This window comes from Pseudomonas zhanjiangensis (assembly GCF_041027545.1).
GTDB lineage: Bacteria > Pseudomonadota > Gammaproteobacteria > Pseudomonadales > Pseudomonadaceae > Aquipseudomonas > Aquipseudomonas zhanjiangensis.
Window position 1 is genome coordinate 422,059 of sequence record NZ_JBFTEG010000002.1, and the last position, 19,387, is coordinate 441,445.

The 19,387-nt window shown below is 66.4% G+C and carries 22 protein-coding genes; 15 read left to right on the forward strand and 7 right to left on the reverse strand.

The features are described from left to right. Positions 1–4 precede the first annotated feature (4 nt). From AB5S05_RS04485 to AB5S05_RS04520, 8 genes are all read left to right on the forward strand, one after another. Entirely contained in the window at positions 5–943 is a 939-nt protein-coding gene (locus tag AB5S05_RS04485; protein ID WP_369286349.1) for a GGDEF domain-containing protein, read from the forward strand. A gap of 122 nt (positions 944–1,065) precedes the next feature. After that, on the forward strand, positions 1,066–2,229 hold the full coding sequence (locus AB5S05_RS04490) for a dipeptidase (RefSeq protein ID WP_369286264.1): 1,164 nt from the start codon (positions 1,066–1,068) through the stop codon (positions 2,227–2,229). Positions 2,230–2,338: 109 nt separating this feature from the next. Next, positions 2,339–3,784: an ATP-dependent RNA helicase RhlB gene (gene rhlB / locus AB5S05_RS04495; RefSeq protein WP_369286265.1), complete on the forward strand. Its 1,446-nt coding sequence runs from the start codon at positions 2,339–2,341 to the stop codon at positions 3,782–3,784. Between the two features lie 170 nt (positions 3,785–3,954). Continuing rightward, positions 3,955–4,923, forward strand: coding sequence for an ornithine cyclodeaminase family protein (locus AB5S05_RS04500; protein ID WP_369286266.1), 969 nt, complete (start codon positions 3,955–3,957; stop codon positions 4,921–4,923). Then, complete coding sequence (locus AB5S05_RS04505; protein WP_369286267.1) at positions 4,923–6,050, forward strand: NAD(P)/FAD-dependent oxidoreductase; 1,128 nt, start codon at positions 4,923–4,925, stop codon at positions 6,048–6,050. The genes AB5S05_RS04500 and AB5S05_RS04505 overlap by 1 nt, the downstream gene beginning before the upstream one ends. 78 nt (positions 6,051–6,128) lie before the next feature. Then, on the forward strand, positions 6,129–6,758 hold the full coding sequence (locus AB5S05_RS04510; RefSeq protein WP_369286268.1) for a helix-turn-helix transcriptional regulator: 630 nt from the start codon (positions 6,129–6,131) through the stop codon (positions 6,756–6,758). 154 nt (positions 6,759–6,912) lie between these two features. Beyond that, positions 6,913–7,599, forward strand: coding sequence for a type 1 glutamine amidotransferase domain-containing protein (locus tag AB5S05_RS04515; RefSeq protein WP_369286269.1), 687 nt, complete (start codon positions 6,913–6,915; stop codon positions 7,597–7,599). Between the two features lie 56 nt (positions 7,600–7,655). Then, positions 7,656–8,312, forward strand: a complete 657-nt coding sequence (locus tag AB5S05_RS04520) for a cupin domain-containing protein (protein WP_369286270.1) — start codon at positions 7,656–7,658, stop codon at positions 8,310–8,312. 72 nt (positions 8,313–8,384) lie between these two features. Here the strand turns inward: AB5S05_RS04520 and AB5S05_RS04525 are convergent, their stop codons facing one another. The 6 genes from AB5S05_RS04525 to dmeF all read right to left on the reverse strand — a co-directional run bounded on the left by AB5S05_RS04525 (position 8,385) and on the right by dmeF (position 13,495). Beyond that, positions 8,385–9,161, reverse strand: a complete 777-nt coding sequence (locus tag AB5S05_RS04525; protein ID WP_369286271.1) for an ABC transporter substrate-binding protein — start codon at positions 9,159–9,161, stop codon at positions 8,385–8,387. A 327-nt stretch (positions 9,162–9,488) separates the two neighbouring features. Next, entirely contained in the window at positions 9,489–9,944 is a 456-nt protein-coding gene (gene moaE, locus AB5S05_RS04530) for a molybdopterin synthase catalytic subunit MoaE (protein WP_369286272.1), read from the reverse strand. A 2-nt stretch (positions 9,945–9,946) separates the two neighbouring features. After that, on the reverse strand, positions 9,947–10,195 hold the full coding sequence (locus AB5S05_RS04535) for a MoaD/ThiS family protein (RefSeq protein WP_369286273.1): 249 nt from the start codon (positions 10,193–10,195) through the stop codon (positions 9,947–9,949). Beyond that, positions 10,192–10,668: a cyclic pyranopterin monophosphate synthase MoaC gene (gene moaC, locus AB5S05_RS04540; protein WP_369286274.1), complete on the reverse strand. Its 477-nt coding sequence runs from the start codon at positions 10,666–10,668 to the stop codon at positions 10,192–10,194. Before moaC ends, AB5S05_RS04535 begins: the two co-directional genes overlap by 4 nt. A 110-nt stretch (positions 10,669–10,778) precedes the next feature. Continuing rightward, positions 10,779–12,170, reverse strand: coding sequence for a PhoH family protein (locus AB5S05_RS04545; protein WP_369286275.1), 1,392 nt, complete (start codon positions 12,168–12,170; stop codon positions 10,779–10,781). A gap of 305 nt (positions 12,171–12,475) precedes the next feature. Beyond that, positions 12,476–13,495, reverse strand: a complete 1,020-nt coding sequence (gene dmeF, locus AB5S05_RS04550) for a CDF family Co(II)/Ni(II) efflux transporter DmeF (protein ID WP_369286276.1) — start codon at positions 13,493–13,495, stop codon at positions 12,476–12,478. Positions 13,496–13,631: 136 nt separating this feature from the next. Here dmeF and yaaA point away from each other — a divergent pair, with 136 nt between their 5' ends. The 6 genes from yaaA to AB5S05_RS04580 all read left to right on the forward strand — a co-directional run bounded on the left by yaaA (position 13,632) and on the right by AB5S05_RS04580 (position 17,576). After that, positions 13,632–14,411 carry a peroxide stress protein YaaA gene (yaaA, locus tag AB5S05_RS04555; protein WP_369286277.1) on the forward strand — a complete coding sequence of 260 codons (780 nt, stop codon included), beginning with the start codon at positions 13,632–13,634 and terminating at the stop codon, positions 14,409–14,411. Between the two features lie 85 nt (positions 14,412–14,496). After that, positions 14,497–14,961, forward strand: coding sequence for a multidrug transporter (locus AB5S05_RS04560; RefSeq protein WP_369286278.1), 465 nt, complete (start codon positions 14,497–14,499; stop codon positions 14,959–14,961). A 19-nt stretch (positions 14,962–14,980) separates the two neighbouring features. Beyond that, complete coding sequence (locus tag AB5S05_RS04565; RefSeq protein ID WP_369286279.1) at positions 14,981–15,811, forward strand: SDR family oxidoreductase; 831 nt, start codon at positions 14,981–14,983, stop codon at positions 15,809–15,811. Positions 15,812–15,854: 43 nt separating this feature from the next. Next, the gene (locus AB5S05_RS04570; protein ID WP_369286350.1) at positions 15,855–16,214 is read left to right on the forward strand and encodes a hypothetical protein; all 360 of its coding nucleotides are present in this window, start codon (positions 15,855–15,857) and stop codon (positions 16,212–16,214) included. Between the two features lie 39 nt (positions 16,215–16,253). Beyond that, positions 16,254–16,913: a DUF2459 domain-containing protein gene (locus AB5S05_RS04575; RefSeq protein ID WP_369286280.1), complete on the forward strand. Its 660-nt coding sequence runs from the start codon at positions 16,254–16,256 to the stop codon at positions 16,911–16,913. 186 nt (positions 16,914–17,099) lie between these two features. Then, the gene (locus tag AB5S05_RS04580) at positions 17,100–17,576 is read left to right on the forward strand and encodes a cupin domain-containing protein (protein WP_369286281.1); all 477 of its coding nucleotides are present in this window, start codon (positions 17,100–17,102) and stop codon (positions 17,574–17,576) included. A gap of 186 nt (positions 17,577–17,762) precedes the next feature. Here the strand turns inward: AB5S05_RS04580 and AB5S05_RS04585 are convergent, their stop codons facing one another. Continuing rightward, positions 17,763–18,668: a DMT family transporter gene (locus AB5S05_RS04585; protein WP_369286282.1), complete on the reverse strand. Its 906-nt coding sequence runs from the start codon at positions 18,666–18,668 to the stop codon at positions 17,763–17,765. A 212-nt stretch (positions 18,669–18,880) separates the two neighbouring features. Between AB5S05_RS04585 and AB5S05_RS04590 the strand changes: the two genes are divergently transcribed. After that, positions 18,881–19,354: a hemerythrin domain-containing protein gene (locus AB5S05_RS04590; protein WP_369286283.1), complete on the forward strand. Its 474-nt coding sequence runs from the start codon at positions 18,881–18,883 to the stop codon at positions 19,352–19,354. Positions 19,355–19,387 lie beyond the last annotated feature (33 nt).

Here is a 19,387-nt window from a genome sequence, read left to right on the forward strand (position 1 = left end):
CGCGATGAAGGCGAGCCACTGGCCAGCCGATCTCCAGCAGATTCGCCGACTGCGCCTGTTCCACAACGTTGCCGTCGGCAGCCTCAACAGACTGCTCAAGGAATTTCGCGCCTGCGAATTGGAGGCCGGCGAAGTCCTGCTGACGCCGTTCAACCGCAACCATCATCTATACCTGCTGCTCCAGGGCCAGCTCAAGGTCTACCTCGGCTCGCTGGACAACCAGCCGGTGAGCACCCTGGCGGCCGGCGATTGCGTCGGCGAAATCAGCTTCATCGACAACCAGCAGCCATCGGCCTATGTGGTGGCAACCGAGCCAAGCAGCGTGCTGCGCCTGCACCGCGAGTCACTGCTCAAGCTGTCCGAGCATTCTCCGCAGCTGATGCAGAACCTGCTGGAGCTGCTCTGCACCCGCGTACGCCAGGGCAACCAGCAGATTCTCGACAGCGAACAGAATGCCAATATCGACACCCTCACCGGTGCGTTCAACCGCCGCTGGCTGGAGCATGTGTACCAGCGCGAGAGTACCCGCTGCGCCTTCAACGGCCGGCCATTGGCCATGCTGATGCTGGATGTGGACCACTTCAAGGCCTACAACGACCAGCATGGCCACCTCGCCGGTGACTATGCCTTGTGCCTGGTGGCCAACACCCTGCGCAATCAGCTGCGACCCAAGGACAGCCTGGTGCGCTACGGCGGCGAGGAATTCGTCATCCTGCTGCCGGAAATCGGCGAGGAGGAAGTACGCCGGATCGGCGAGCGCCTGCGTCACAGCCTCGAGCGAATCGGCTCGTTCTACTCGCCCGCCGGCGCCCTGCCGGGGGTCACGGTGTCCATCGGCCTGGCCCAGATGCGCCCGAAGGACAGCCTGCAGAGCCTGATCGCCCGCGCCGACCAGGCCCTCTACCAGGCCAAGCAGCTTGGCCGTAACTGCCTCTGCGGCTGAGCGATGCAGCGAGCGGCCGCGCCCATGGCCCGGCCTGAACGCCGCAGACAGGCGCGGCGCCCCCTTTTGCCCCGTGCCTTGCTAGAGTCGATGCCTACACCGACGTCCGGATGGCTTTCCCTATGCGAAAACTCCTGCTGACCCTGCCGCTGCTCGCCCTGCTCGGTGCGGCGATCTTCTTCAGCTTGCCCACCCTGCTCGATCGCCGGATGAACAGCGTCGAGACGCCGCCGCCCTATCCGGCCAGCGCAGCCGCGCAACGGCTGCACGATCGGCTGTTCATCGCCGACCTGCATGACGATGCCCTGCTCTGGCAGCGCGACCTGCTCGAACGCCACAGCTATGGCCACTCCGACCTGCCGCGCCTGCTCGAAGGCCGAGTGGCGCTGCAGGTGTTCTCCACCGTAACCAAGACCCCGCGCGGCCTGAACTACCAGCGCAACGGCGCCGACAGCGACAACATCACCCTCCTGGCGATCGCCCAGCGCTGGCCGCGCCGCACCTGGACCAGCCTGCTGCAACGCGCACTGTACCAGGCGCAGAAGCTGCAACGGGCCGCGGACGATAGCCAGGGCCGTCTGGTCCTGATCCGCAGCCGTGCCGAGCTGACCGCGTTCATCGCGGCCTGGCAGCAGGATCCGCGACGGGTCGCCGCGCTGCTCGCCACCGAGGGTCTGCACCCGCTGCAGGGGCGCCTGGAGAATGTCGACCGCCTCTATGACGCCGGCTTTCGCATCGCCGGGCTGACCCACTTCTTCGATAACGAGGTCGGCGGCTCGGCCCACGGCCTGGCCAAGGGCGGCCTCACCCCCCTGGGGCGCCAGGTGATCGCGCGCCTGGAAGACAAGGCCATGCTGATCGACCTGGCCCACGCCTCGCGCGCCCTGATCGACGATGTGCTGGCCGTGGCCAAGCGTCCACTGCTGGTGTCGCACACCGGCGTCGAGGGCACCTGCCCCGGCCCGCGCAACCTCAGCGACCAGCACCTGCGCGCCATCGCCGCCAGCGGCGGGGTGATCGGCATCGGCTACTGGGACGGCGCGGTCTGCGCCACCTCGGTCGCAGCGATCGTCCAGGCGATCCGCTACAGCGTCGAGCGGGTAGGCGTAAACCATGTCGCCCTGGGTTCGGACTTCGACGGCACCGTGCATACCCCCTTCGATACCAGCGGCCTGGCCCAGCTGACCCAGGGGCTGCTCGACGCCGGTTTCAACCAGGACGAGATCGCGGCGATCATGGGCGGCAACGTCCAGCGCCTGCTGCTAGCCAGCTTGCCCGCTCGATAGCCGCCCCCGGCCTAGAGCGCGAGGACCCGCCAGCGGTGGTGCTTCGCCGCGCCGGCTTCTTGCATTACACTGGCGGCCGTTCACTCCTTAACCAATTGATGAGATGACCGTGCTCAAAGCACTCAAGAAGATATTCGGCAAAGCCGACGGCGAGCTACCACGCCCAGCCACCCAAACAGCTACGCCCAGCACCCCGGCGCCCGGTGCCGATGCCCCCAACGAGCCTCGCGAAGCCGCCGAGCCAGCGCGCGCCGCGCCCGACGCAAACGCCGCGCCCAAGGCACCCCGCAGCGACAAGCCCAGGAAGCCGCGCCGCGAGCGCGCCGCCAAGCCGGTGGACACCTGGAAGCTGGAGGACTTCGCGGTCGAGCCGGCCGAAGGCAAGACCCGCTTCCATGATTTCAAGCTCGCCCCCGAGCTGATGCACGCCATCCACGACCTCGGCTTCCCCTACTGCACGCCGATCCAGGCCCAGGTACTCGGCTTCACCCTCAAGGGCCAGGACGCCATCGGCCGCGCCCAGACCGGCACCGGCAAGACCGCGGCCTTCCTGATCTCGATCATCACCCAGCTGCTGCAGACCCCGCCGCCGAAAGAGCGCTACATGGGCGAGCCGCGCGCGCTGATCATCGCCCCGACCCGGGAGCTGGTGGTGCAGATCGCCAAGGATGCCGAGGACCTGACCAAGTACGCCGGCCTCAACGTCATGAGCTTCGTCGGCGGCATGGACTTCGACAAGCAGCTCAAGCGCCTGGAATCCTGCTTCTGCGACATCCTGGTGGCCACCCCCGGACGCCTGCTGGACTTCAACCAGCGCGGCGAAGTGCACCTGGACATGGTCGAGGTGATGGTCCTCGACGAAGCCGACCGCATGCTCGACATGGGCTTCATCCCCCAGGTACGGCAGATCATCCGCCAGACCCCGATGAAGGGCGAGCGCCAGACTCTGCTGTTCTCCGCCACCTTCACCGAAGACGTGATGAACCTGGCCAAGCAGTGGACGGTGAATCCGGCGATCGTCGAGATCGAGCCGGAGCACGTCGCCAGCGACACCGTCGAACAGCACGTCTACATGGTCGCCTCCAGCGACAAGTACAAGCTGCTGTACAACCTGATCACCCAGAACGACTGGACCCGGGTGATGGTCTTCGCCAACCGCAAGGACGAGGTGCGGCGCATCGAGGAGCGCCTGACCCGCGACGGAGTCAGCGCCGTGCAGATGTCCGGCGACGTGCCGCAGCACAAGCGCATCCGAGCCCTGGAAGGCTTCCGTGAAGGCAAGATCCGGGTGATGGTCGCCACCGACGTCGCCGGTCGCGGCATCCACGTCGACGCCATCAGCCACGTGATCAACTTCACCCTGCCGGAAGACCCGGACGACTATGTGCACCGCATCGGCCGCACCGGCCGCGCGGGCGCCAGCGGCACCTCGATCAGCTTCGCCGGCGAGGACGATTCCTTCGCCCTGCCGCCGATCGAGGAACTGCTCGGGCGCAAGATCACCTGCGAGATGCCACCGGACGAACTGCTCAAGCCGGTCCCGCGCAAGCACTGAGCGGCAGGCGACAAGACAAGGCGAAGCCCGGCGGCTTCGCCTTTTTTGTGCCCATACGTTTATCCGCCCGGTCGTCGCATTGCCCCACAGAGCCGCCGATTCGCCCCTTGTCGAAATATACCTAAAAGTCCAAACTAGACTTTATAGTTTATTTCAGTCGGAGCGTTCGCATGTCCATCGTCACCCCCCATGTCCTGCAGCAGGCCGAAGCCGAACAGTTGCTCGGCCAGATCGACGTCCACCAGGCCATGGTCGCCATGTTCCGCAGCCTGGCCGCGGGCGAGGCGGTGCAGCCGGCGCAGCAACTGGTCGAGTTCCCCCATGCCGCGGGCGATTTCATCAACTACCTCGGCGTGCTCGCCGCAGAAGGCGTGTACGGGGTCAAGACCTCGCCCTATATCGTCCGCCAGCAGGGCCCGCTGGTCAGCGCCTGGACTCTGCTGATGTCGATGCACAGCGGCCAGCCGCTACTGCTCTGCGACGCCGGCCTGCTCACCACCGCGCGCACCGCCGCCACCACCGCGGTCGCCGTGGACACCCTGGCGCCCGCCCAGGCGCGACGCCTGGCGGTGATCGGCAGCGGCGCCGTGGCCCGCGCCCATGTGCATTACGCCAGGGGCCTGCGCGACTGGCAGAGCATCGGCATCTATTCGCCGGGCCTGCTCGAACAGGACTCGGCGCAGCTGCAGCAGTTGCAGCGCCTGGACCCGCGCCTGCAGTTGTGCGCCAGCCTGGAAGAGGCCACCGACGGCGCCGAGGTGATCATGCTCTGCACCTCCTCCGCCGGCCCGGTGCTCGATCCCGCCAAGCTGGGCCGACCGGCCCTGATCACCTCGATCAGCACCAACGCGCCGCGCGCCCACGAGGTGCCGCCGCAGTCGCTGGCCGACATGGACGTGTACTGCGACTACCGCGCCACCACCCCCGCCAGCGCCGGCGAAATGTGCCTGGCCAGTGAAACCCACGGCTGGGATCGCAACCTGATCCGCGGCGACCTGGCACAACTGCTCAGCGACCAGGCGCCGCTGCCGGACTACCGCCGCCATGCCTTCTTCCGTTCGATCGGCCTGGGCCTGGAAGATATCGCCCTGGCCCATGCGCTCTATCGGCTCAAGTGCCAGCAGGAGGCCGTCGCCTGATGCAGCACGTCGACTACCTGATCATCGGCGCCGGGATCGCCGGGGCATCGACCGGCTACTTCCTCGCCCCCCACGGTAGGACCCTGCTGCTCGAGCGTGAAAGCCTGCCCGGCTACCACGCTACCGGGCGCTCGGCCGCCCTCTACACCCTGGCCTACGGCACGCCCCAGGTCAGGGCCCTGACCGCCGCCAGCCGGACGTTCTTCGACAACCCGCCGGCGGGCTTTGCCGAGCACCCGCTGCTCAGCCCGCGCCGCGAGATGGTCGTCGACTTCAGCGGCGACCCCGAGGAATTGCAGCGCCAGTACGCCAGCGCGCAGGCCAGCGTAGCGGGCATGCGCTTGCTGGATGCCGACGAGGCCTGCGCTCTGGTGCCGGTGCTGCGCCGCGACAGGGTGCAGGGCGCCATGCTCGACCCGAGCGCCGCCGACATCGACACCGACGCTCTGCACCAGGGCTACCTGCGCGGCATCCGCCAGCACGGCGGCGAGATCCACAACCAGCGCGAGGTGCAGCGCATCCAGCGCGACGGCGACGCCTGGTGGGTCGACTGCGGCGACGCCCAGTACCGCGCCCGGGTGCTGATCAACGCTGCCGGCGGCTGGTGCGATCAGATCGCCCGACTGGCCGGCGTGACGCCCATCGGCCTGGTGCCCAAGCGCCGCGCCGCCTTCACCTTCCATGGCCCGGAAGGCGTCGACTGCCATGCCTGGCCCTGCGTGGTGAGCCTCGACGAGTCCTTCTATTTCAAGCCCGATGCCGGCCTGTTGCTCGGCTCGCCGGCCAACGCCGACCCGGTCGAGCCCCACGACGTGCAGCCGGAAGAACTGGACATCGCCCTGGGCATCTACCAGATCGAGGAACACACCTGTCTTTCCATTCGCCGCCCGGCACACACCTGGGCTGGATTGCGCTCGTTCGTCGCCGACGGCGACCTGGTCGGCGGCTACGACCCTCTGGCGCCGGGCTTCTTCTGGTGCGCCGCCCAGGGCGGCTACGGCATCCAGACCTCGCCGGCCATGGGCCAGGCCTGCGCCGCCCTGGTCCGTGGCGAACCGCTGCCCGAGGCGCTGCGCCAGTTCGGCTTGAGCGCCAGCATGCTGTCCCCCGCCCGCCTCGCCCGCTGAGCGAAGATGACGCCCCCGGCACTTTGCGGCACACTCGCAGCGCCCCTCGTGCCGGGCGCTGACTGGAGTCCACCCCCGATGAAGCCGACACCCGCCGCCGACCTGGACAACTTCCGGACCATCGCCGACGCCATCGCCACCCTATTCTTCCCCCATGCCGAAGTGGTGCTGCACGACCTGCGCACGCAGAAGGTCGACTACATCGCCAACAACATCTCCAAGCGCGAGATCGGCGACGATGCGGCGCTGGAGGACATGCTCGAGGGCGACGTGGACGAGCGCACTATCGGTCCCTACGAGAAGCTCAACTGGGATGGGCAGAAGATCCGCTCGGTCAGCACGGTGCTGCGCGACGCCGCCGGCGCGCCGATCGCCGTGCTGTGCATCAACCTGAACATCTCGCTGTTCGAGAGCGCCAAGCAGGCGCTGGACCTGTTCCTCGCCCCCGGCCGGCTGGTGCCGCAGCCCGACGCGCTGTTTCGCGACGACTGGCAGGAGCGCATCAACACCTTCCTCCACAACTGGCTGCGCCAGCGCCAGCTTGGCCTCAACCTGCTGACCCGCGAACACAAGCGCGAGCTGGTCGAGGCCCTGCATGCCGAAGGCGCGTTCAAGGGCAAGAGCGCCGCCAACTATGTGGCCAACGTGCTCAATATGGGCCGGGCGACCGTGTACAAGCACCTCAAGGAAATCAAGCAGGAAGGCTGAGCCACCTGGCAGCTGCCTGCTCGGCTCGCTTCGGGACTCCGCCATGGAGCACTGCGCGACCTTCGATCCATGGGGGAACCATCCGCTTGGCGGCGCCCCACTATGCTAATAGGTGCGCTCCCCCATTGACCCCTGACTTCGCGAGGAACCTGCCATGAAGATCCTGCTGGTGTTGACCTCCCACGACCAACTGGGAGACACCGGTTCGAGAACCGGATTCTGGCTGGAAGAGTTCGCCGCGCCCTACTATCTGCTCAAGGATGCCGGTGCCCACATCACCTTGGCCTCGCCCAAGGGCGGGCAGCCACCGATAGATCCCAAGAGCGAAGCGCCCGATGCCCAGACGCCCGCCACCGAACGCTTCAAAGCAGATATCGAGGCGCGCGAGGCGCTGGCCAACACCCTTGTACTCAGCCAGCTCGATGCTCGGGACTTCGACGCGCTGTTCTATCCGGGCGGCCACGGCCCGCTGTGGGACCTGGCCGAAGACCCGGTCTCGATTGCCCTGATCGGGGCCTTTCTGCAGGCCGGCAAGCCAGTCGCCGCGGTCTGCCATGCGCCGGCGGTACTGCGTCACGTCAAGCGCCCGGATGGCAAACCGCTGGTCTGCGACAGGCGGGTGACCGGCTTCAGCAATAGCGAGGAGGCCGCCGTACAACTGACCGAGGTCGTGCCCTTCCGGGTCGAGGACATGCTCAAGGAAAATGGCGGCCACTACACTCGGGCGCCGGACTGGCAGGCCCATGTGGCCATCGACGGGCTGCTGATCACCGGGCAGAATCCGGCGTCCTCCGAGGCCACCGCCGAGGCTCTGCTCAAGGCTGTGCAGGCCGCGAGCTGAGTGGTGCGATGAGCGTAAGCAGGCCGGTGCATTCGTAACCCCCAAGGAGTTGATCCATGCGCATCAATGCCGATTTTTCCCAGCGCGCGGTCGTGCGCTCCGAGGACAGTCCCTGGCTGCCCTCGCCCATGCCCGGGGTCGAGCGGCGCCTGCTCGACCGGATCGGCGACGAGGTGGCCCGCGCCACCTCGATCGTGCGCTACGCCGCCGCTTCGAGCTTCAGCGAACACAGCCATCCCGGCGGCGAGGAGTTTCTGGTGCTCGACGGGGTGTTCTCCGACGAACACGGCGACTACCCGACCGGCTACTACGTACGCAACCCGATCGGCACCCGGCATACCCCCTTCAGTCGCGAAGGCTGCACGCTGCTGGTCAAGCTCTATCAGTTCGACGCCGAAGATCGCCAGCCGGTGCGCATCGACACCGCTCACGCGACCTGGCTACCGGGCCCGGTGCCCGGACTGCAGGTCATGCCGCTGCACCAATTCGGCAGCGAGCGGGTGGCCCTGCAGCGCTGGGCCCCGGGCGCCCGCCTCGACCGCCAGCGGCACCGGGGCGGCGAGGAAGTCCTGGTGCTTGAGGGCAGCTTGCAGGACGAGCACGGCGACTATCCCAGCGGTACCTGGCTGCGCAATCCGCACCTGGCCGAACACTCGCCGTTCAGTGAGCGGGGCTGCCTGCTCTGGGTGAAAACCGGCCACCTGCCGGAATAGATGCACAAACGGAAAAGTCGATCCGTCGACTTCGCCGTCATCTGTCCAGTGCGCGACGCTATCGCGCTGGCGCTAGTCGCCGTAGATATCGAAGTCGAAGTACTTGCTCTCGATCCGCTGGTACTCGCCGTTGGCCCGGATCGCCTGGATCGCCGCGTTGAGCTTGCCGAGCAGCTCCTTGTCGCCCTTGCGCACGGCGATGCCGGCGCCCTCGCCGAAGTACTTCGGATCGGTGAACGAGGGACCGACGAAGGCGAAGCCCTTGCCGTTGTCGGTCTTGAGGAAACCTTCGTTGACCGGGATGACGTCGGCCAGGGTGCCGTCCAGGCGACCGGACATCATGTCCAGGTAGATCTCGTTCTGCGAGCTGTAGCGCACCACCTCGACGCCCTTGGCCGCCAGCACCGCGCTGGCGAAGCGGTCGGTGGTGCTGGAGCGCTGCACGCCGATGCGCTTGCCCTTGAGATTGGCGAAGTCGGCATCCACCGTGCTGCCTTCCTTCATCACCAGGCGCGCCGGGCTGTAGTAGTACTTGCCGGTGAAGTCCACGGAGTTGCGCCGCTCTTCAGTGATGGTCATGGACGAGAGGATGGCGTCGATCTTCTTGACCTTGAGCGACGGGATCAGACCGTCGAACTCCTGCTCGACCCATTGGCACTCGGCCTTCATCTCGGCGCACAGGGCGATGCCGATGTCATGGTCGAAGCCGTCGATCCGGCCGTCGGCGGTCTTGAACGCGAACGGCGGATAGGCCGCCTCGATGCCCAGGCGTAGCGGCCGGTCCGCCGCGAACAGGCTGGTGGCGATCAGGCTCAGGGCGAGGCCGCCCAGAATGGCGAATTTCTTCATGGTTAGGGTTCCTGCTGAGTGAGTGACGCACCCCGCGGCCACCGGCCAAGGCCGGGTTGCAACGGGATACCGGGGTTTACTGCAAGACAGAAGAAAGGCGCATCGGGCCTGCACCCGAGCGAGAAGCGGTAGCTGGAAGTCAGCTGGGGACGGGTCATCTGCCGGTCTCGTTTTTGTACTTTAAAATCCATACTGGACTTAAATGTACAACCCGTCAACCGGACAGCCACGACCACTGGTCGAACGCCATGCGGCGCGACCGACAGAGGGAGAAAGGAAAACAGCGGCGGCGCCCGAGCGAGACAACGCCGCGTGGCCGACCTGCGGCTAGGCTTTGTTCCAGCGCTCGGCGGCGTCCTGGTCGCTGGACCGGCCCTCGACCCAGCGCGGGCCATCGCCGGTGTCTTCCTTCTTCCAGAAGGGCGCGCGGGTCTTCAGGTAGTCCATGACGAAGGCGCAGGCATCGAAGGCTGCCTGGCGGTGGGCACTGCTGGTGCCGACGAAGACGATCGGCTCGCCCGGCTCCAGGCGACCGATGCGATGGATGATCTCGATGTTCAGCAGCGGCCAGCGCTGCCCGGCCTCCTCGGCGATCCTGGCCAGGGACTTCTCGGTCATGCCGGGAAAGTGCTCGAGGAACATGCCGCCGACCTCGCGCCCCTCGTTGAAGTCGCGTACGTAGCCGACGAAGCTGACCACCGCGCCTATCCCCAGGTTCGCCGCGTGCAGGGCGTTGAGTTCGAGGCCGGGGTCGAAGGGTTGCGGCTGGACACGGATGGCCATATTCAGCCCCCGGTCACGGTGGGAAAGAAGGCAACCTCGTCACCCTCGGCCAATGGCTCGTCGAGGCCACACAGCTCCTGGTTGCGCGCGCACATCAGATTCTGCTCGGCCAGCACTTCCCAGACGCCGCCGCGAGCCAGCAGATGCCGGCGCAGGTCGTCGAGGGTGGCAAAGGCCTGGCTGTCGCTCAACTGCTCGGCGTCCAGGCCCAGGGCCTCGCGGTAACGGGCGAAATACTGCACACGGATCATTGCTCGTCCTCGGCCTTGAAGTGGCCACTCTTGCCGCCGAGTTTCTCCAGCAGGCGCACCTGCTCGATGACCATGCCGCGGTCCACCGCCTTGCACATGTCATAGAGGGTCAGGGCGGCGACGCTGGCAGCGGTCAGCGCCTCCATTTCCACGCCGGTCTGCCCGGCCAGCTTGCAGCGCGCGGTGATATGCACCGCATCCTCGCCCTCGGCGAGTAGTTCGACCTTGACGCTGCTGAGCATCAGCGGGTGGCACAGTGGGATCAGGTCGCTGGTCTTCTTCGCCGCCTGGATCCCGGCGATGCGGGCCACGGCGAAGACATCGCCCTTGGGGTGATCGCCGTCGACGATCATCTGCAGGGTCTGCGGGCGCATGCGCACCCGCGCTTCGGCCACGGCTTCACGGACGGTCGGCGCTTTGTCGCTGACGTCGACCATGTTGGCGCGGCCTTGGGAATCGAGATGGGTTAGCACGGGGTTGCTCCAGACAGGTTCCGGGCGATTGTAAACCCAGCACTCGGACTTCGGCACCCGCCAATGCCAGGCGGGCACCCGGCCGCTCGGCCGGGTGCCCGCCCCTGCGCTTACATATGGCTCTCGGCGAACTCCGCCAGGATCGAACGCGGCACCCCTTGCAGGGTGATGTGCACACCGTGGGGGAAGTCCTTGAAGCGCTCGGTGAGGTAGGTCAGCCCCGAGCTGGGTGCCGACAGGTAGGGGGTGTCGATCTGCGCCAGGTTGCCCAGGCAGATCACCTTGGAGCCGGTGCCGGCGCGGGTGATGATGGTCTTCATCTGGTGCGGGGTGAGGTTCTGGCACTCGTCGATCAGGATCAGGCTCTGCTGGAAGCTGCGCCCGCGGATGTAGTTCAGCGATTTGAACTGCAGCGGCACCTTCTGCAGGATGTAGTCGACGCTGCCGTGGGTATTCTCGTCATCCATGTGCAGCGCTTCCAGGTTGTCGGTGATGGCCCCCAGCCAGGGCTCCATCTTCTCCGCCTCGGTGCCGGGCAGGAAGCCGATTTCCTGATCCAGCCCCTGCACGCTGCGGGTGGCGATGATGCGCCGGTAGCGCTTGCTGACCATGGTCTGCTCGATGGCGGCGGCCAGGGCCAGGATGGTCTTGCCCGAGCCGGCCGCGCCGGACAGGTTGACCAGGTGGATATCTGGATCGAGCAGGGCGAACAGCGCCAGCGACTGGTAGACGTCGCGTGGACGCAGGCCCCAGGCCTCCTGGTGCATCAGCGGCTCCTGATGCAGGTCGAGAATCAACAGCTCGTCGGCCTCGATGCCCTTGATCCAGCCGACGAAGCCCTGCTCGTCGACGATGAACTCGTTGATATGCACCGCCGGCAGGTTGTCGGTCAGCTGCACCCGGTGCCAGGTACGGCCGTGGTCCTGGCGGGTCTCGACGGTGCTAACCCGATCCCAGAACGAGCCCTCCATGCTGTGATAACCCTTGGACAGCAGGGACACGTCGTCGACCAACTGGTCGGTGTGATAGTCCTCCGACTCGATGCCACAGGCACGCGCCTTCAGGCGCATGTTGATATCCTTGGTCACCAGCACCACGGCCACGTCCGGACGCCGCGACTTCAGCTCGACCAGCTGGTTGATGATCTTGTTGTCGTTGAGGTCCTCGGGTAGCCAGGTAGACGGCGAAGCGCTCTTGCTCATCAGGATCGAGAGGAAACCGCAGGGCCCGCTCTTCTCGCGCTGGATGGGCACGCCCAGCTCCACTTCATCGGGCGCTGCGCCGCCGAGGATCTGGTCGATCAGGCGGATAGCCTGACGGCATTCGGCGGCGACCCCGGCCTTGCCGGTCTTCAGCTTGTCCAGCTCCTCCAGTACGGTCATCGGAATGGCAACGTGGTGTTCCTGAAAGTTCAGCAACGCGTTGGGATCGTGAATCAGTACGTTGGTGTCGAGAGCGTAGAGGGTTGGAGCGGTGGGCTTGAAGCGTCCGTGATCTTCCATACTCGGTCACCTTCTTCTAGGAGCCAAGCGACGGAATGCCTGGGCAGCGCTCCGCCGCGAAGTGCCGCCGAGGTCTCAGAGGGGAACTGAGAAACTGCATACAGGGTATGGGCCAGTGGCCGCCACCTGTCTGCAGGGTTCGGCGGTCTTAAGACCCTAGATACTCCAAAAAAGATGACAGAAAAACGTTTTTTTCCGCTTTTACCGGTTTATTCGTCGGTGCGACAGATAGCGCTTGGCGACCCGTCTCAGCCCCGTTACAGTCAGAAGTCCAACCCCGCCGCTCCAGCCGAAAATATCTGCCGCTAGCCCGCCCCTCGATGCGCTTCCTCGACGCAGCGATTGACCTCGACGGTCAGGTGCACCAACTCGTCGATCCCCTCCAGCCGGGCCTTGTAGCGATCCGCCGAGACCTCGCCGTGGGTCACCACGCTGACGATGCAGGCATATTGCACACGACCGACGCGCCACAGGTGCAGGTCGGCCACTTCGGTGTCCGGCTCCTGCAGCAGACGGGCCCGCACCCGGGTCACCAGTGGGCTGTCCATCTCACGGTCTAGCAGCACCTTGGCCGTATCGACCAGCAAGCCCTTGGCCCAGAATGCGATGATCAGCGCGCCGATCAGCCCCATCACCGGGTCCAGCCAACCCCAGCCCCACAACAGCCCGCCGAGCAGCGCGACTATCGCCGCCACCGAGGTCAAAGCATCGGTCAGCACATGCACGAAGGCGGCATGTCGGTTGAGGTCGCGCCCCGCTGCCGGCGCCACGTGGTCGTGGTCGTGATCGTGATCGTGGTCGTGGTCGTGGTCGTGGTCGTGGTCGTGGCCAGCATGACCGTGACCGTGACCGTGACCATGGCCATGGCCATCCTGCTCGCGCAGCAACCAGGCCGAGGCCAGGTTGACCAGCAAGCCGATCACCGCCACCACCAGGGCCATATCGAAGGCGATGGCCTGCGGCCGCCACAGGCGCCAGATCGATTCGACGGCCAGCAGGCCGATCACCACCCACAACAGCACGGCGCTGGCGAATCCGGCCAGTACCTCGACCTTCCAGGTGCCGAAGGCGAAGCGCCGGTCGTTCACATAACGCCGCGCCAGCAGATAGGCCAGGGCCGTCAGGCCAATGGCGAGCATGTGCGAGGCCATGTGCCAGCCGTCGGCGAGCAGGGCCATGGAGTTGAAGGCATAGCCGGCGCCGATCTCCACCAGCATGGTCGCGCCGGTCAACGCGGTGACCAGCCAGGCCTGGCGCTCGCTGCCGGTTTCCAGCGGACGGTAGTCGTGGGAGGGCTCCCAGCGCGAATGGTCACAGCGATTCATCGCGGCTCCTTGGCTGATTGCTCCCGACCAGACTACACCGCCATCATGACGCCGGGGTCAAGCAATAGGCCCAATAGGTGGAGCCCTACCCCCGACTCGGCCTAGAATCGCCCCCAGACTTTCAGGAGCAGCCCCCATGCTGATGGTGATTTCCCCGGCCAAGACACTCGACTACGAGACGCCGCCGGTGACCCAACGCTACACCCAACCCGAGCACCTCGATCATGCCCAGGACCTGATCGGTCAGTTGCGTGACCTGACCCCGGCGCAGATCGCCGAGCTGATGCACCTGTCGGACAAGCTCGCCGGCCTCAACGCCGCGCGCTTCGGCAGCTGGACCCCGAACTTCACCCCGGACAACGCCAAGCAGGCGCTGCTGGCGTTCAAGGGCGACGTCTATACCGGCCTGGCGGCCGAGGACTTCAGCGAGGACGACTTCGACTTCGCCCAGCAGCACCTGCGCATGCTCTCCGGCCTCTATGGCGTGCTGCGCCCGCTGGACCTGATGCAGCCCTACCGGCTGGAGATGGGCACCAAGCTGGCCAACCCGCGCGGCAAGGACCTCTACGCCTTCTGGGGCGAGCGCATCAGCGCCTGGCTCAACCAGGCCCTGGCCGCCCAGGGCGACCGGGTACTGCTCAACCTGGCCTCCACCGAGTACTTCGGCGCAGTCAAGCGCAAGGTCCTGGACGCCAGGATCATCGACACCGAGTTCAAGGACCTGAAGAACGGCCAGTACAAGATCATCAGCTTCTATGCCAAGAAGGCCCGCGGCCTGATGGCCCGCCACGTGATCAAGCAACGCCTGCGCGACCCCGAGGCGCTCAAGGATTTCGACGAGCAGGGCTATCGCTATTCGGCCGAGCAGTCCCGGCCCGACAAGCTGGTGTTTCTGCGCGATCATTCCGAGGGCTGAAGCCCCGGGCATCTTGCGCGGCGGCATGCCGGCTGGCGCCGCCTTGTGTAGGATGAATCAGTCTGCGACCAACAAGGCCCACTGCATGCTATTCGGTGCGATCCTGATCCTCAGCTGGCTGGTCCTGCTGATCCGCTACCCGAGCAAGGCCCTGCCGATCACCCTGGCCGCGCTGATCGGCCTCGGCCTGGTCGCCAGCTGGGTGCTCTGGCAAGAGAGCCGCGAGGAGCGTCACCTGGCGCACCTGCAACTGCGCCTGGTCTACGATCCGCAGACCTGCCCGGCCAACCTGCCGCTGGCGCTGACCCTGAAGAACGGCAGCGACGCGGCCCTGGTCCAACTGCACTGGCAGATCGCCGCCTACCGCCCCGGCGACCGCATCAACCTGGCCGAGCGCCTCTACGAGTCGCCGCGCTACCGTGGCCCGGGAGATCTGCTGCCCGGTGCGACCTGGCAGGACTGCCTGCCGCTGCCGACCCTGCGCAGCGGCTACCGCCCCAGCACCCTGGAGTTTCGCGCCGAGCGCCTGCAGGGCAGCTTCGCCCATTGACCCGCACAAGGAAGAGCCCATGACCGCCCCCAGTGTTCTCATCACCGGCTGCTCCAGCGGTATCGGCCGCGCCCTGGCCGACGCCTTCCAGGCGGCCGGCTACCGGGTCTGGGCCAGCGCCCGCAAGGCCGAGGATCTCGCGGCACTGGAGGCCGCCGGTTTTACCGCGGTGGCACTGGACGTCAACGACGCCCAGGCCGCCGAGCACCTGGCCGAGCGCCTGAACGTCGAGGCCGGGGGCCTCGACGTGCTGATCAACAATGCCGGCTACGGCGCCATGGGGCCGTTGCTGGATGGCGGAGTCCCGGCCCTGCGCCGGCAATTCGAGACCAATGTGTTCGCCCTGGTCGGCATCACCCGTGCGCTGTTTCCCTTGCTGCGCCGCAGCAAGGGCCTGGTGGTGAACATCGGCAGCGTTTCCGGCGTACTGGTCACCCCCTTCGCCGGCGCCTACTGCGCCTCCAAGGCCGCGGTGCATGCATTGTCCGACGCCCTGCGCCTGGAGCTGGCGCCTTTCGGCATCGAGCTGATGGAGGTGCAGCCGGGCGCCATCGCCTCGCGCTTCGGCGCCAATGCCAGTTGCGAGGCCGAGCAACTGATCGCCGCTGGCTCGCCCTGGTGGCCGCTGCGCGAAGGCATACGCGCCCGCGCCAGGGCCTCGCAGGACAACCCGACCCCGGCCAGCCGGTTCGCCGGCGAGCTGCTCGCCGCCGTGCAGCGCCGCAGACGCCCGCGCCTGTTGCGCCTGGGCAATGGCAGCCGCGCTTTGCCACTCCTGGCTACGCTGATACCCAAGGGCCTGCTGGAGGCGGTGCTGAAGAAACGCTTTGGCCTGAATCGAGCACTCTAGCCAGCGCGCTCCGGAGCAGCCTGTGGAAACAACTCGCGTCGCCATGCACCGCTACGCCATCGGCGGGATAGTCGCCGTGATCCTGCTCAATCTGCTGCTGCGCAGCCTGACCAGGCTCGGCGGCCTGCCGGCCACTTTGCTCGTGGCCAGCCTGGCCGCGGTGGCAATGACCCTGTGCTTCGCCTGGCGCCAGCGCCGCGCGCCCTCGCCTGGCGAGCGGCGGCGCCTGCTCTGGCTCTATGGCGGCCTGCTCGGCCTGCTCTATCTCGGCCTGCTGGCGCTGATGGCGCTGAAGGACGAGCCGAGCCCGATGGGTCTGCTGCTGTTCGCCCTGCACTACCTGTGCTACCCGCTGTTTGCCCGGCTGCTGTTTTCCGAGCGAGTCTTCAGGCGCCTCGGCTAGCGCTATGCTGTCGCGGCAGCCCACCGCGCGAGCCGTTCCATGCCCCGTCCTGTCGCCCTGCTGTTGCTCCTTCTCGGCTTGTCCGGCTGCGCCGGTTTGCCAGGGCCTGCAGCAGATGGTGATGTGGCCGGCGCCGGTCACAGCGTGCTGCTGGTCAACCACGGCCTGCACGCCGGCCTGCTCATCGCCCGCGCCGATCTGGCTCGGGCGCTGCCGACGCTGGCCGAGACCTTCGCCACAGGCGACTGGGTCGAGATCGGCTGGGGTGACGAGGACTTCTACCGCACGCCACAGCCGAGCCTGGGGCTGGCGCTACGCGCGCTGCTGCGACCGACGCCGGCGGCGCTGCATGTCCAGCCGATAGATGGCACGCCCCGAGGCTTGTCCGGCGGCGAGGTCGTCGAGATCCGCCTGAGCGAGGCGGGCTACCGGCGACTGCTGGCTTTCGTCGTCGCCAGCTTCGGCCGCTCGGCACAGGGCACGCCGACCGACTTGGGGCCGGGCCTGTTCATCGGCAGCCGCTTCTACCGCGCCAAGGGCCGCTACTCGCTGCTGCGCACCTGCAACACCTGGCTGGCCGAAGCCCTGGCCGCAGGCGGCTGTCCACTGCGGCCGGCAAGACTGGTAACCGCTGGCCAGTTGCTGAGCCGTCTTCAGCAAATGCCCCTTGGCGATACGGCCTGCCGGCTGCGTTACTAAGCCGAAAATGCGCAAAACTGCTCATGTCCAGGTGTTTTAAGCCTGTTCCAAACGGGCATAACTCCACGCTGCCCCTCGACTACCGTCATCAGTAGGGTTCGACCGCGCCGTGCGCTTCGGCATGCCTGATTGGCGCACGACCTCTGTCCGGATCGGGCCCTCGGCCCCTAACAGGAGGACACTCTGATGAGTCCCTTGCCACACTTAGCCATTGCCCTGGCCGTGCTGAGCGGATCGCTGCTGGCGCCTGTCGCCTCGGCCGAAGAGCCCGCACTCATCGCCGCCAAGGCATCCGAACTGCAATGGTCTGCCGCCCCATCGGTGGGGCCCGGCGCGATGATCACGGTGATTGAAGGCGACCTGAAATCGGCCGCCCCCTTCACCATACGCCTGAAGCTGCCGGCCAACTCGACCATCGGCATGCACACCCACCCCACGACCGAGCGGGTGACCGTGATCTCGGGCAACTTCTACCTGGGCATCGGCGACCAGTCGGACCCTGCTGCCGCCACGACCTATGAGGCCGGAGACACAGTCATCATTCCGGCGGGAATGTCCATGATTGCCGGCACCCATGCCGATGAAGCCGTGCTGCAGCTGCATGGCACCGGCCCCTGGGGCATCGACTACCACGACCCGGCGGACGATCCGGCCAACCACTAGCAGCTCCGCCACCAGACGCCCGCGGCGTGAGGGCGCCGATCGGCCGGCTGCTCCTAGGCCCGCCTGCAGAAGCTGCCGCGTGACTCGCTGAAGATCGACCAGTCGTTCGTCACCCACATGCTCGGCGACGATGATGAGCAGGCACAGATGGTCCGTTGGATCGTCGAGTAGGCACCGACCACCGGCTCAGGCTTGTTTGTAGCCCGGCGCCAGAGGTGCGAGCGGCTTGGGCTTGCGAAACACCAGCACGTTGCCGAGCATCACCAGCACCAGCCCCAGCAATGCCGGCGCGGTCCACTGGTAGCCCTCCATGAACACCGAGATGTTCAACGCCACCACCGGGAACAGCACCGTGCAGTAGGCTGCCCGCTCCGGTCCCATGCGCCCGACCAGGGTCAGGTAGGCGGTGAAGCCGATCACCGAGCCTGGAATCGCCAGGTAAAGCAGCGAGCCGACGTAGCGCGAACTCCACTCGAAGGTCAGCGGCGTGCCGCTGAACAGGCAGATCGCCACCAGCATCAGCGCGCCATAGAGCATACCCCAGGCATTGGTGGTCAACGGCTTGAGGCCGGCCTTCTGCTGCAGGCTGGAAAGCAGGTTGCCGGCGGAGAAGCACAGGGTGCCGAGCAGGGCCAGGCCGATGCCGAGCAGGGTTTCGCGGCTGGCGGCATGGTCGGCCAGCTGCGGCCAGAACAGCAGGCCCAGCCCGCTCAGGCCCAGCGCGCCACCGGCCAGCACGTTGGCGGCGATCTTCTGCTTGAAGAACAGCCGCGCGTTCAAGGCGTTCCACAGGGTCGCCGTGGAGAATATCACCGCGATCAAGCCACTGGGGATCCACTGGCTGGCGGTGTAGAAGCACAGGAAATTGATGCAGAACAGACACAACCCCTGCACCAGACAGATCAGCTGACCGCGTCGGTCGAGCGTCTGCAGGCGGCCGCTGAGCGACAGCACGACGAACAGCACCGCCGCCGCCAGGGCGAAGCGATAGGCGATCGAGGCGGCAACGGCCACCTCGCCGATCTGCAACTTGATGGCGATCCAGGTGGTGCCCCAGATCAGTACGGTCAACAGGTACAACGACAGGTTCATCGCACGACTCCCAGTGGATGCCGGAAGTCTGCGCCGCCGCCACGGCCGGCGCTTGCATAAAGTTGCGGATATTCGCTTTCGCCGTCGCGGCCCACGGCCACTCGATGGCGGAAAACCTTGCACGCGTATTCCATCAGTTTCAGCAAAGCTTGCCCGGCACTGACCTAAGCTTTAGCCAAAGGCACCAAGGCTAAGATTCGCGAGGACTGAGCATGCATCCCTTGTTAGAGGAACTTCACGCCTACCACCATGATATTTCCGCCACCATCGACCAGCTGAAGAAGCTGCTCGGCCAGTTCAAGAACGGCAGTTGCGACGCCGCCGATCGCGAGCGGCTGTTCAAGCTGCTCGAATCCCTGCACGGCCAGGCCGAGAGCCGCCACCACCAGAATGAAGAACTGATTCGCGAGCAGCTACTGGCCACCCGCGCGCCCGTGCATCACCGCGTGCAGGACATAGAGCGCGACCACCAGGGTTTCGAGCGCATTGCCAAACAACTCAGGGCGCTCGAACACTCCAGCCTGTCGCCCGAGGAAATAGCCACCTACGTCGAGGACTACATCCTCAAGTACTACGACCACCTGGACAGCGAAGAAAATATCTTCTTCCCCTTGGCGGATGAATGGCTATCGGACAGGCAATGGCAGGCAGTCGAGCAACGGTGGCAGAAGGCGTCGCCCGACTAGATCGCCCAATGCGCGCACGCTCGCGCGTGGCAA